At 30.5% G+C, this 12,428-nt stretch carries 15 protein-coding genes and 1 riboswitch; all 15 genes read right to left on the bottom strand.

All coding sequences use genetic code 11. The features are described from left to right. Positions 1-97 precede the first annotated feature (97 nt). The 15 genes from gcvPB to ACW5YJ_RS08190 all read right to left on the bottom strand — a co-directional run bounded on the left by gcvPB (position 98) and on the right by ACW5YJ_RS08190 (position 12,422). Complete coding sequence (gcvPB, locus tag ACW5YJ_RS08260; RefSeq protein ID WP_017724570.1) at positions 98-1,576, bottom strand: aminomethyl-transferring glycine dehydrogenase subunit GcvPB; 1,479 nt, start codon at positions 1,574-1,576, stop codon at positions 98-100. Further along, positions 1,563-2,915 (bottom strand): aminomethyl-transferring glycine dehydrogenase subunit GcvPA, encoded by a 1,353-nt coding sequence (gene gcvPA / locus ACW5YJ_RS08255; RefSeq protein WP_135092633.1) that lies wholly within the window; start codon positions 2,913-2,915, stop codon positions 1,563-1,565. The genes gcvPB and gcvPA overlap by 14 nt, the downstream gene beginning before the upstream one ends. Before the next feature lie 17 nt (positions 2,916-2,932). Beyond that, positions 2,933-4,024, bottom strand: a complete 1,092-nt coding sequence (gene gcvT / locus ACW5YJ_RS08250; RefSeq protein WP_107552363.1) for a glycine cleavage system aminomethyltransferase GcvT — start codon at positions 4,022-4,024, stop codon at positions 2,933-2,935. Between the two features lie 83 nt (positions 4,025-4,107). Then, a riboswitch (glycine riboswitch) is annotated at positions 4,108-4,214 on the bottom strand. After that, positions 4,211-4,684, bottom strand: a complete 474-nt coding sequence (locus ACW5YJ_RS08245; RefSeq protein ID WP_051035296.1) for a shikimate kinase — start codon at positions 4,682-4,684, stop codon at positions 4,211-4,213. (Overlaps the previous riboswitch by 4 nt.) A 206-nt stretch (positions 4,685-4,890) precedes the next feature. Beyond that, on the bottom strand, positions 4,891-5,334 hold the full coding sequence (comGF, locus tag ACW5YJ_RS08240; RefSeq protein WP_135092634.1) for a competence type IV pilus minor pilin ComGF: 444 nt from the start codon (positions 5,332-5,334) through the stop codon (positions 4,891-4,893). Beyond that, the gene (locus ACW5YJ_RS08235; protein WP_119604245.1) at positions 5,306-5,605 is read right to left on the bottom strand and encodes a hypothetical protein; all 300 of its coding nucleotides are present in this window, start codon (positions 5,603-5,605) and stop codon (positions 5,306-5,308) included. Before ACW5YJ_RS08235 ends, comGF begins: the two co-directional genes overlap by 29 nt. Beyond that, positions 5,592-6,041: a competence type IV pilus minor pilin ComGD gene (gene comGD / locus ACW5YJ_RS08230; RefSeq protein WP_245168349.1), complete on the bottom strand. Its 450-nt coding sequence runs from the start codon at positions 6,039-6,041 to the stop codon at positions 5,592-5,594. Before comGD ends, ACW5YJ_RS08235 begins: the two co-directional genes overlap by 14 nt. Next, the gene (gene comGC, locus ACW5YJ_RS08225) at positions 6,016-6,333 is read right to left on the bottom strand and encodes a competence type IV pilus major pilin ComGC (RefSeq protein WP_017724578.1); all 318 of its coding nucleotides are present in this window, start codon (positions 6,331-6,333) and stop codon (positions 6,016-6,018) included. The genes comGD and comGC overlap by 26 nt, the downstream gene beginning before the upstream one ends. A gap of 19 nt (positions 6,334-6,352) precedes the next feature. After that, positions 6,353-7,420 (bottom strand): competence type IV pilus assembly protein ComGB, encoded by a 1,068-nt coding sequence (gene comGB, locus ACW5YJ_RS08220; protein ID WP_119604186.1) that lies wholly within the window; start codon positions 7,418-7,420, stop codon positions 6,353-6,355. Beyond that, positions 7,392-8,366: a competence type IV pilus ATPase ComGA gene (gene comGA / locus ACW5YJ_RS08215; RefSeq protein ID WP_017724580.1), complete on the bottom strand. Its 975-nt coding sequence runs from the start codon at positions 8,364-8,366 to the stop codon at positions 7,392-7,394. The genes comGB and comGA overlap by 29 nt, the downstream gene beginning before the upstream one ends. Positions 8,367-8,463: 97 nt before the next feature. Next, on the bottom strand, positions 8,464-9,087 hold the full coding sequence (locus ACW5YJ_RS08210) for an MBL fold metallo-hydrolase (protein ID WP_457338079.1): 624 nt from the start codon (positions 9,085-9,087) through the stop codon (positions 8,464-8,466). A 1-nt stretch (position 9,088) separates the two neighbouring features. Continuing rightward, positions 9,089-9,412, bottom strand: coding sequence for an MTH1187 family thiamine-binding protein (locus ACW5YJ_RS08205; RefSeq protein ID WP_029377188.1), 324 nt, complete (start codon positions 9,410-9,412; stop codon positions 9,089-9,091). After that, positions 9,412-10,398: a glucokinase gene (locus ACW5YJ_RS08200; protein WP_017724583.1), complete on the bottom strand. Its 987-nt coding sequence runs from the start codon at positions 10,396-10,398 to the stop codon at positions 9,412-9,414. The genes ACW5YJ_RS08205 and ACW5YJ_RS08200 overlap by 1 nt, the downstream gene beginning before the upstream one ends. Before the next feature lie 385 nt (positions 10,399-10,783). Further along, positions 10,784-10,981 (bottom strand): YqgQ family protein, encoded by a 198-nt coding sequence (locus tag ACW5YJ_RS08195; RefSeq protein ID WP_026113590.1) that lies wholly within the window; start codon positions 10,979-10,981, stop codon positions 10,784-10,786. After that, positions 10,965-12,422, bottom strand: coding sequence for a rhomboid family intramembrane serine protease (locus ACW5YJ_RS08190; RefSeq protein ID WP_017724585.1), 1,458 nt, complete (start codon positions 12,420-12,422; stop codon positions 10,965-10,967). The genes ACW5YJ_RS08195 and ACW5YJ_RS08190 overlap by 17 nt, the downstream gene beginning before the upstream one ends. Between the last annotated feature and the right edge of the window lie 6 nt (positions 12,423-12,428).

The following is a 12,428-nucleotide window of genomic DNA, read 5'->3' as shown; positions in this document are numbered from 1 at the left end:
TTGAACAAAAAATCGAACTGGTTTTATACCAGTCCGATCTTTAAGTATTTATATATTAAAGGTAAATTCAATATAACCGTGTAAAAGTGTAAACTAACTATTCTTTTTCTGAACGTAAGTTTTCAAATTTTAACACTGGATTTCTTGCTGCTTTGGTTTCGTCTAATCTATCAATAATAGTTGTATGTGGTGCTTCTAATACAATATCCGGATTCTCTTTAGCTTCATTTGCAATTTGAATCATCGTATCACAGAAGTGGTCTAGAGTTTCTTTTGACTCAGTTTCAGTCGGCTCAATCATCATGCCTTCTTCGACATTAAGTGGGAAATAAATTGTCGGTGGATGTACTCCGAAATCTAATAGTCGTTTAGCCATATCTAGTGTACGAACGCCCTGTTCTTTTTGTTTAGACCCACTCAAGACAAACTCGTGTTTACAATATTGACTATAAGGAATCTCAAAATGTTCTTTCAGTCTTGCTTTAATATAATTGGCATTTAATACAGCAGCTTCAGATACTTCTTCAAGTCCTTTGTTTCCCATACTACGAATATAAGTATAAGCTCTTAAATAGATGCCAAAATTACCATAGAATGGTTTAACGCGTCCTATAGAATTTGCTATATCATTATCATATTTATAAATATCATTTTCTTTGACAACCATTGGTTTAGGTAAAAAGCTCGCAAGTTCTTTTTTTACACCTACTGGTCCAGAACCTGGACCACCGCCACCATGTGGCCCCGTAAATGTTTTGTGTAAGTTTAAGTGAACTGCATCAAATCCCATGTCGCCTGGTCTAACTTTGTCCATAATGGCATTTAAATTTGCACCATCATAATATAATAATCCTCCGGCTTCATGAACGATATTCCGAATATCCATAATGTTTTTTTCAAAAATGCCTAAAGTATTAGGATTAGTTAACATGATTGCAGCTGTTTTATCATTAACTAAACGTTTCAGATCATCAATATCTACTTCTCCGCGTTCATTTGATTTAACTGTTACAGACTTAAAGCCTGCAAACGCAGCTGAAGCTGGATTGGTGCCGTGTGCAGAGTCAGGAACGATAACTTCATCACGATGACCTTCTCCGTTTTTTTGATGGTATGCTTTAAAAATCATTAATGCTGTCCACTCACCATGCGCGCCGGCAGCAGGTTGTAACGTTACTTCATCCATACCAGTGATTTCTTTCAACTCTTCTTGTAAACTATGAATAATCTCTAAAGATCCTTGAACTTGCGATTCATCTTGTAATGGATGTGATTCTGCAAATCCAGGAATTCTAGCAATTTTTTCATTTATTTTTGGATTATATTTCATAGTACAAGAACCTAATGGATAAAATCCTGAATCTACACCAAAGTTTTTATTTGAAAGCTCTGTGTAATGCCTCACTAAATCTAATTCAGCAACTTCTGGTAGTTCTGCTTTATTTTTTCTAATATATTTTTCGTCTAGTAATTTTTCAACAGCGCCATTATCTATTTCTTTTTTTGGTAACGAATACGCATAACGACCTTTTTTAGAACGTTCAAAAATTAATGGACTTGATTTACTTACTACCATTTAATTCACCTGCTTTCTTAACAAATGTATCAATTTCATCTTTTGTTCTCAATTCTGTTACAGCAACTAACATATGATTTTCAAATGATTCTGTTACTTCACTTAAATCGAAACCACCTATAATTCCTTCTTGTATAAGTGCATCATTAATATCTTTAACAGGTTTATCGAATTTCACTACAAATTCATTAAATGAAGTTCCAGTTGACACTTCTAAACCGACTTGTTTAAATTGTTCCTTTGCATAGTTTGCATTTTCAAAGTTTTGTACTGAAATATCATAAATACCTTCTTTTCCTAATGCTGACATACAAATTGAGGAAGCTAATGCATTCAATGCTTGGTTTGAACAAATATTTGAAGTAGCTTTATCACGACGTATATGTTGTTCGCGAGCTTGTAATGTTAAAACAAAACCACGATGCCCATCTGCATCTTCGGTTTGACCTACTAAACGCCCAGGTGTTTTGCGCATTAATTTTTTAGTTGTAGCAAAGAAACCACAATGAGGCCCACCAAATTGTGCAGGTATACCAAATGGTTGTGTATCTCCTACTACAATATCGGCACCAAAACTACCTGGAGGTGTAAGTAAGCCTAATGCTAGTGGGTTAGTATAAACAATAAACAAAGCTTTTTTACCTTCAATAAACGATTGGATTTTCTCTAAATCCTCAATTGAACCATAGAAGTTAGGATACTGAACAGCCACTGCAGCTGTATCATCGTCTATAGCTGCTTCTAACTTTTCTAAATCTGTAATAGTACCATCTAAATCAACTTCTACGACTTCAAACTCTTCACGTGTTTTTACATATGTGTTGAGAACTTGTAATGCTTGATAATGTAATCCTTTAGAAACTACAATTTTATTTTTACGTGTTTGATTAAAAGCTAAAATACATGCTTCAGCAAAACTTGTAATACCATCATACATAGATGAATTTGCAATATCCATGTCAGTTAATTCACAAATTAACGTTTGGAATTCAAAAATTGCTTGTAGTTCACCTTGTGAAATTTCTGGCTGATAAGGTGTGTATGCAGTATAGAATTCTGAACGAGAAATCATCGCATCTACTACTGCTGGTGCGTAATGATCGTATACGCCTGCCCCTAAAAATGAAGTGTGGGTTTCTTTAGTGATATTTTTACTTGCAACTCTACTTAAGCGTTTTGTTAATGTAGTTTCAGCTTCTGCATCTGGAATAGCTAGCTCTCTATTTAATAATATGTCATTTGGTACATCTCCAAATAATTCTGCAATTGATTCTGCACCAATAACATCTAACATTTCTTTCTTATCTTGCTCTGTTAATGGAATATAACGATGACTCACAGTAACACCCCTTTGTATTATTTGCTTATTTGATTTTTCTTAACAATTTTTGCTTTAACTTGTCTCTTCCTTACTTGAACTAACACTTCTTTGCCCATTTCAAAAGCTTCACGATTTATTAGAGCTAAACCAATCGATTTACCAGTTAATGGTGATTGGGTACCCGAAGTAATCTCTCCTATTTGATTACCATCTAAATCCAATACTTCGTAACCAGTTCTAGGAATGCCTTTATCAATCATTTCTAAACCAACTGTTCTACGTTTTGAACCATGTTCCTTTTGTTCTTTAAGGACACTTTTGCCAATGAAATCGGCTTCAATTAATGGCTTGACTGCAAATGCGATGCCCGCTTCATACGGTGTGATTTCTTCACTTAAATCTTGACCATGTAGAGGTAAACCAGCTTCCAATCTTAATGTATCTCTTGCTCCTAAGCCACATGGAACAACGTTATGCTCTAGTATTTTTTTCCATAAATAAGGAGCATCATCCGCGTCGCAGTATATTTCAAAACCATCTTCACCAGTATATCCTGATTGTGATAAAATTACGTTTTTCCCAAAAAACGCTACATTTTGTTTAAATTCGAAAGGTTTCATTGAAGATACATCTACATCAACATGTTGTTGAACTAAGTTACGCGCATTTGGTCCTTGAATTGCTAATTGACCATAGTCATTCGAAACATTAATTACTTCTGCATCGAATTTTTCGGCTTTCTCTTTCATCCAAACAAAGTCTTTATCTGTATTACCAGCATTTACTACTAATAAATATTGATTTTCGTCTAATTTATATGTGATTAAATCATCAATAATACCACCATTTTCATTACATAGTGCAGTATATTGAGCTTTATTTGTAGTCAAATTTTCAGTATCGTTAGAAAGTAGATATTGTACTAGCTGTGCAGCTTCACTACCTTTTATCAGAATTTCACCCATATGGCTTACATCAAACAAACCGATTTCTGTTCTAACAGCATTATGTTCTTCTTTAATACTTGAAAATTGGACTGGCATAGCCCATCCACCAAATTCTACGATTTTAGCACCACTATCTACAAAAGTTTGATAAAGTGGTGTTTTTTTTAGTTCATTGGACATGAAGAAACCTCCTATTGTTTAAGTAAAATATATTAAAAAAAACAGAGTAGACTAAGCTACCCTGTTTAAATTCTCCAGGAATGCGTCACAGTATTATCCTTTTGCCTGAGAGTTTCGTTAAACTTGCACCTTCGGCGATGGACTAAAGTTATAAATAATATAACTAACCATTCTCTCCAATACTGATCATTCGCAAACAATCTCTTCCATAATCTCACTTTGTAATGAGTGTAGAGATTTACTGCTATTTAATTTTATGAATGCGATTTCATTATATCTTGAAACCCTTGAGGAATACAAGCTTTTTAATTCAAAAAGAGATTTATTGTTTGCATTAGGTCTATTGCTATCATTTTTGATTCTATTGTAAACAATATTCAAGTCACAATCTAACCATATTACTCGTTTTTGTAATTTTAAAAATTCGAATGTTTGATCACTTTCAATAATACCTCCGCCGGTCGAAATAATATTGTAATGGTTTATGCATTCTTTTAGATACTTATATTCTAATTCTCTAAAGCCCGTTTCACCTATTTGTTTAAATATATCTGGAATAGATTGATTTTCTTGTTCTACTATGTACGCATCTAAGTCAACGTAGGATAGTTGATTATGCTTTGAAAGATATTTACCTAATGTTGTCTTACCAGTTCCCATAAATCCAATTAATATCAATGGTTCTATTTTAATGTTATTCAAAAATATCTTCCTTCTTCAAAAATAAATTAATTTGATTTTCATAATATTTCTCTATGTTATCTAAAGTTTTTAATTGTATACCAATTTGAAATACATAAATTGTAATTATAGATAAATATAGCATAAATACCACCAACACAAAAGGATAGATGTATGCATTACTATTAAATATATAGTTGTTTTTCATAAGAATTTCCTTTTTCAATTATGTTTAAATTAACTTTCAACGTCTTATAATTTACAACACTAAACTCTACAGATTTCACATTATTCAATAACGTTATATTCCCTTTACCGTTAATACTTTTGATTATTTTGCTATTTTTAAATTCATAAATAATATTTTTATCTTTATTTTTTATGACTACTTTGTTTTTACGTATATCATTTACTTTAATTTGAGAATTTTTTCCTAACAAGTCACGGGTTAAATCAGCGGCAAAAAATTCTAAATCTAAATTGGTTTGATTTGTTAAGCGCGCTTCGATAAAGTGCGTTGTTTTAAATAACGAAGGTAATATTGTAAATATCAATATAGTAATGAATAATGCAAACAATACTTCGACATACGTAAATGATTTAAGTTTTTTTGCCATAGCATTTTTCATATTTAGTTCCTTTTCTTGTTATACAAAGTTTTTGATTACTTAGTTTTAGATGATAAATATTTAAATTCACTCCCTTTTTCAGAACTGATTTGTCATATTGGTGTAAAGAGCTAATTATAACCCTTTTCAGCTCCATATCGATTATTTTATTTTGAACTTCTTTGGAAAGTTGCAACATTAAAGGGATAAATAAAATACATATCAAGGTTATTGTTGAAAAAGATAAAAGTGCATCTATAAATAATGAACCATTTAAATTATACTTTCTCATATCTTAAGCGGCCTTTTTCTATATGAAATATTATTTTATATAAAGATTTATCGATACTTAGATATAAAGAACCAAATTTGTTTACATCACCATTTTTGTCGAAGTTTATATAAGATAAATTTGTACGAGGATGTATATAGGTATTTTGAGGTAAATCGATAGTAGAATTCTGCATATATTGTTCTTTTACACGGATTTGAGTTGAAAAATCATTGAATATTAATGTGATAGATTGTTGGTCTTTAATTGCTTTTGACTTTAAGTAATTAAATTGCATTATTAAGTTACTAATCTTTGAATGTGGTGAAGTTAAGTTATCTTTGTTAAAAGATAGTCGTTGCATTTGTATAAAAACAAGCAAACTGACAATGCTCAATACAAATAACATTTCAACATAAGTAAATGATCTACTAGCTTGCAACTGCTTCACCATCATGAATAGATATTAATGCGCCTGATTTACATCGTTTTTGATTCTCTTTTATATAACCTTCGTTAACGAGTTCTTCCATAGTATTTGGCTTCTTATTGAACTTCAAGCTATAAGCTTCAATTTGACTATCTACCATTTTAAGCTGTGCTTCACAACTAGTAGTTTGTATGTGTGAGGATTGTTTAGCTATATTAGGTATAATTAATATTAATAACAAACTTATTATTAGTAAAACCAATAGCATTTCAATGAGTGTGAATGCTTTTTTGTTAAACTTATATTTAAAATTTTTCATATATTATTAAACCCTCATTTCATTTTATTGTTTGCATTAAATCAAACATTGGTAACATGATGACTAAATATAATGACACAATCATAATAGCTATTATTAAAAATATACATGGTTGTATAAATTTGATTATAAATTGCATTGATTGTTGAATTTTATCAATAATGATTTCACTATATAATTTTAATTCCACTTCAAGACGCCCTTTTTTCTCACCTTCTTCTATAAAAATAACTAGCTCTTCCTCAAAGCATGATAATTTTGTTAGAATTTCACTCAATTTCAAACCTCTCTGTGTACCAGTCGAGAGCGCGTAAGCTAAATAATTTAAATAACTGTCATCTTTTTGCTCGGAATAAATGTCCACAATTTTATGTAGACTAATTCCATTTTTATAAAATAGCGAAAACTCTGAAGCTAAGCGAAAAGTTTTATAAAGCTTAAAGAATTTTGAAACAATGGGCATTGACAACATTAACTTTAATTTATAATGTACAGAGAGCTTTATATATAACAACCAAAATAGTGCCAGAGTTATCAGAACAACAATAACCAAATACCATATGAAAGAAGGCAAATTTACTATTATAAAAGTTAGTTTTCGCTGTACTGAAGTAATTTCTACTCCCATATTATGATATAAATTTTGAAACTCTGGAATAATAGTATGATTAAGAACCATGAGCATAATGATGAATATGGAAAGTAAAAGTAAAGGATATTGTATTGTTTTAAGTAAACGTTTCTTAATCTTATAATTACGTATTAAATATTCTTGAGCATGTGGTAATGTCTCTGTTAAATTACCAAACATCTCTGCAAAATAAATTAGCATAATAATTGATTTAGGATACTTTAGTATTTTAAGAATTTCAGAGCAATCAGCACCATGTCTTAATTCCGCTTTAATTAATGATTTAATTTCTAGCGACCTAATCTTGGTATGCTGTAGTAAAAAATCAAATGAATCACTTAAAGTAAAGCCATGTTCCAGTAAGTCTTTTAACTTTGATAGCAAATCAATTTTGTCCTTTTCACTTAATATTGTAAAAGGATAAAATTTATAGATAACGTTCCATCGATGTTTCACATATCATCCCCTCTTTTGACATTTTGTTTAACTTATAAGATAAGTTATGGAAATCTTTGGGTAATGTATAACTATTTTTAAAGAAATGATAAATATCTTCTTTTGTTACCTGTTCATATACAAGTTCCCTAACACCTTCTTTAGTAGTAATAAGCCTTTGATTTAATATACTAATGATTGATTGTATAAGCTGTTGTACTGTTATCCCCATTTCTAACAGTCTTAATATCACACCTTTACAATTACTAGCATGAATTGTAGAAAGTACTAAATGGCCACTTAAACTGGCTTGTATAACATGTTTAGCTACATTTGCATCTCTTATTTCACCAATTAAAATAATATCTGGATCGCATCGCAATATTGCTTTAAAAGAAGTTTCATAATTTATCCCTGCCTTTTCATTCAATGATATTTGAGTTATACCATTTATCAATTGTTCAACGGGATCTTCAATTGTAATTATATTTAAATTTAAGTGCTCTTTAGCATAAGACAACATGTGATACATTAACGTACTTTTTCCAGAACCAGTGGGTCCACTCAATAAAATTAATCCTTGCTTTTTGTTCATTAGATTATATAAATGCGTTATGTTTTGGTTATGTTTTTGCTTTTGAAAATGTTGCGGGATAATCCTAATAACGCAGCTTTCATTTCCTAGAGATAAAGGAAGCGTTGATATTCTAAGGAAATAAATTTGTTTTAATTTATAAATATACCTACCACTCTGAGCAGCGTTGTGTTTAGAGACATCTAATCCAGCTTGGTATTTCATATAAGTTAGTAATTTAAAATACGTATTTAATTGTAATGTTTCTATTGATTTCAAATCATCACGGATTCTAAATTTAATCAAAACTTCTTTATCTACAGGAATAAAATGTATATCTGATGCATCTTTATTAATTGCCTTTTCAATCATACTATTAAACAATAACTTCAATAAAAAAACACCTCCTACATATATACACGTAAGAGGTGTGAAAATTACTTTTGTTTTGTATCAGTGATATTACTATAGAAATTCAACTCTACTAAATTTACCCATGTAAATAAGGATTCATTTGTTCATCTTCCACTGTGGTATATGGTCCATGTCCTGGGAATAAAGGTAGATCATCATCTAATTCAAATAATTTGTCTAATATTGAATTAACTAATGTTTCGTAATCACCTTTATATAAATCAGTTCGACCTATACCCTGTTTAAATAATGTATCACCCACAACAGCAAATTCATTAAAAACAAACGTCAAACTTCCTGGAGAATGACCAGGAGTATGTAATACCTTGAAATTAAACCCTTCTATACTTGCATCGCCTTCTTCTAGCGGTTGTGGTGCTGCGTGGCTAATAACATTAGGTAATCCATATTGTTTGAATTTTTCTGAACCATTTTTAGTTGTATTTGTTAAGAAATCAAATTCCGATTTATGCATAAATACTGGTACATCATATTTTTCAATAATGTCATCTAAAGCACCAATGTGATCAAAATGACCATGAGTAAGTAATACAGCGACTAATTTTTTATTAATTTGATTTAACTTTTTAATAATTAAATCACTATCATTAGCTGGATCAACTAAAATGACACTTGTATCATTCTCTATAAAATAAACATTTGTTTCGACTAGACCTAAAGATAGACTCGAAATTTTCATTCTAGTTACCTCCGTCGTTCAAATATTTTTCTACTGCCTTTACTTTCTCATTCATATTGCGTGATTTATCTCGTCGATCATCAATTCTAATATTTGTACATACACGGCTTAGCCCTTTATCAAATGGTAATTCATGAATTGCTTGTACAACTTCGAATAAATCTTTTAAATCTCCTTCAATTAATGTGTTCATTGGCGTTAATTGATAATCAATTTTACCCTGTGCTTTATATTCTTTTAATTTAGTTTGAATTTCGGCAATATACTTACTCACGCTCGGTCCTTCTGTGCCGACCGGTATAACAACTACGTCTACGATAGCCATTATTTAACACCATCCTTTTCGATAATATAAGTGTAAATTAATCCTGCAGCGCCTGTAATACCTGCATCATTTCCAAGCTGAGCTTGTACAATTTCAGTGTTTTGTTGAGCAGGCGTAAATGTTAAATTATGATATTCTGTTTTAATATTCTCAATTAGTATCAATCCTGCAGTGGACATACCTCCACCTAAAACGATATATTTCGGATTACTCGTAACGCTGACTATACTACATAAATAAGCGATATAATTAGCTACACGTTCTGTTATAAAGATACAGAATTGATCCCCAGCTTTTGCAGCATCAAAAACTGCTTTTGCGCTTACTTTATTATCTTTAATTAATTGTAAAATTGAAGATTTAAATGTTAATTTAGGATAATAGAAATTAACCAGGTTTACGACACCCGTAGCAGACGCCACTGTTTCTATACAACCTGATTTCCCACAATTACATTTGAAGCGTTGGTCATGGTCTACTCTAAAATGTCCTATCTCAGCACCAGAACCGTTATGGCCATGCACGATTTCACCATTTGAAATAATGCCACCACCTAATCCAGTACCGAGTGTAATAGCAACTACATCTTCTGCACCATTACCCGCACCTTTGTGCTTTTCACCTAAAGCAGCAACATTTGCGTCATTATCAACATAAACTGGACAATCTACAAATTGTTTGAAAATATTTCTTACATTTACTGTGTCTTTCCAGTATAAGTTAACTGCTCCGTTTACTTCTCCCGTTTCAAAATTCACAGGTCCAGGCACACCAATTCCAATACCTAAAACATCTGAAAAAGTGTTGTCTGATTTATCTATATGCTGTATGAAAGAATCATATATATTTTTTAATAGTAAATATCCAGTAGTATCTGAAGTATCTGTATCGATTGACCATTTTGATAAACGGTTAAGATTTTCATCAAAAATTCCTAGTTTACATGTAGTTCCACCAATATCTGCGGCTAATATAATTTTGTTCATTTAATTTTCATCCTTCTCTGATTTATTAAAAGGGTGCACATCCTCTAACTGTAGTTCAAAAAAACTTATATATCAAGGGAATTGGAGATTTTACACCAATAAGTATACCAGATAATAAGACTTTTTGAATCTAGCCTTTATAAACCATTTAATATAGATTTATATTTCCTTAATTACATTTTAATCTTAATCAATTCTCAATTGCAATAATTATGAAACAACTTATCTGACAGTGAAAGATACTTGTAATTTATAGCATTTGAAAATTAAAAAGCATTGAATTTAAATTGTCAATATAGCGTTTATAATAACTTATGATAAATAGTCATAATATAATATTTTAGGTCGAGGCAAAACACTGCCTCGACCTCTTCTACAACTTCGTTTATTCATTTTTTCTTTGATTAATAATTAATCGACATTTTAAAAAGTCGTCCTTTGAAATAAGCCCTATGTTGAATAGCGATTTTATTTCTTGTTCCATCATTTCATACATGTCTTCTTTATCTTTAAAGTAAACGATAAACCCAAATTTTTTAAGGAGTTGCTGCACGTCATAAAATGTATTAATTTTCTGAATCACTATCATCGCTCAATTCTTTATTTAAATTAATATAATCATTATTACTAGGGTCAGACTTTAACGCAGCTTTTATGTATTTCTTGGCTTTATCTTTGTTATCAAGAGACCTATTTGCAATGGCTAATTGATAGTTTAAGAGTCCTGAGTTAGGGTGTTCCCTTAATCCTCTTTCCCATACTGCAATGCCTTCTGCTTTCGAGTCTAACGTTGCTTTAATAAGTCCATTTAAATAATAAGTTTCGTCATCAGCATAATTCTTATTGATAGTATGCTTTACCATATCTTTTGCATCATCATAATTTCCTTGTTTCATTTCGTTTGTAATAATCGTATTGTATATATTATCTTCTTTAATTGTAAAAATTCTGATTTGAGCGGCAATAAATAAGACTAGTATTAATATTATTAGAAACCAGAAACGATTTTTATTTGTTCTAAAATAGAATCCTATTAATGTTATTAATAACCCACCAATGAAACCGCCTATATGTGCAACAATATTTACATTTTGCATAAATAAAGATAGTCCAATCATAATTAAAAGTACAATTAATAATTGACCAATTAATTTGCGGTTGAACTGTTTACCTACATACATAAATATAAAAATTGCTCCAATTAACCCGAATATGGCACCACTTGCACCTACGGAAACGGTATCTGTATTAAATGAAAGGGATGCAAAGTTACCAAATAAACCAGCGACAATATATATTACAAACATTCTCCAATGACCCACGATAGCTTCTACAATTTTCCCAAATATAAATAGACTCAACATATTCATTAAAATATGTTCAAAATTATAATGTAAAAACATAGAGGTGATCAATCTATACCATTCACCATGTACAACATTAAAATGAACAAGCCCACCTACATCTAATAATTTTAAATCTGAAAAACGATTTAAAAACAATGTCATAGCTAACCAAATAATAATATTAATTGCTATTAACGTATATGTTACAGGGGCAAACTTAAGCATATGTTTTTCAATAGGATTGTTATTGAGAGTGCGTTGTTTATAGTATGATTTTGTATGCTTAGTTGTACGATTATACATTTTTTTCACAAAGAAGTTTGGCATTATTCTTTCTATATGCTCTGCTTCTCTAATGATTTTAACCTTAAATTTAACCGGTTTAGTTTCATTTAAGTTCTCATCTGTAAATATTTTATCTGTAAAAATATATAATTCATAATTCTTGGGTTTAAACCCTAGAAATGCAATGATATTATCTTGGTTTTCTTGTATTCGAGTTTTATCAAACCTAACATCTTGAGTTGAATTAGCGCCATATTTAAATATCACGATACTTTCCGATTTCTTATTCGCTAACCAAATTTCATCATTATCTTTATTTGTGTGAACAACATGATAGTTCAGATATTTAATCCAAGTATATATGCACTTCCAATAATGTTTCTCAGTGATCATATTTGC

The organism is Staphylococcus sp. mip270_02 (assembly GCF_054031535.1).
This window is presented reverse-complemented; position numbering and strand designations above follow the sequence as displayed.

Bases quoted from the DNA above. Each gene is read 5' to 3' on its own strand.
- gcvPB (WP_017724570.1), bottom strand. From the start codon at position 1,576: ATGGTAGTAAGTAAATCAAGTCCATTAATTTTTGAACGTTCTAAAAAA.
- gcvT (WP_107552363.1), bottom strand. From the start codon at position 4,024: ATGTCCAATGAACTAAAAAAAACACCACTTTATCAAACTTTTGTAGAT.
- ACW5YJ_RS08245 (WP_051035296.1), bottom strand. From the start codon at position 4,684: ATGGGAACTGGTAAGACAACATTAGGTAAATATCTTTCAAAGCATAAT.
- comGF (WP_135092634.1), bottom strand. From the start codon at position 5,334: ATGAAAAATGCTATGGCAAAAAAACTTAAATCATTTACGTATGTCGAA.
- ACW5YJ_RS08235 (WP_119604245.1), bottom strand. From the start codon at position 5,605: ATGAGAAAGTATAATTTAAATGGTTCATTATTTATAGATGCACTTTTA.
- comGD (WP_245168349.1), bottom strand. From the start codon at position 6,041: ATGATGGTGAAGCAGTTGCAAGCTAGTAGATCATTTACTTATGTTGAA.
- comGC (WP_017724578.1), bottom strand. From the start codon at position 6,333: ATGAAAAATTTTAAATATAAGTTTAACAAAAAAGCATTCACACTCATT.
- ACW5YJ_RS08210 (WP_457338079.1), bottom strand. From the start codon at position 9,087: ATGAAAATTTCGAGTCTATCTTTAGGTCTAGTCGAAACAAATGTTTAT.
- ACW5YJ_RS08205 (WP_029377188.1), bottom strand. From the start codon at position 9,412: ATGGCTATCGTAGACGTAGTTGTTATACCGGTCGGCACAGAAGGACCG.
- ACW5YJ_RS08200 (WP_017724583.1), bottom strand. From the start codon at position 10,398: ATGAACAAAATTATATTAGCCGCAGATATTGGTGGAACTACATGTAAA.
- ACW5YJ_RS08190 (WP_017724585.1), bottom strand. From the start codon at position 12,422: ATGATCACTGAGAAACATTATTGGAAGTGCATATATACTTGGATTAAA.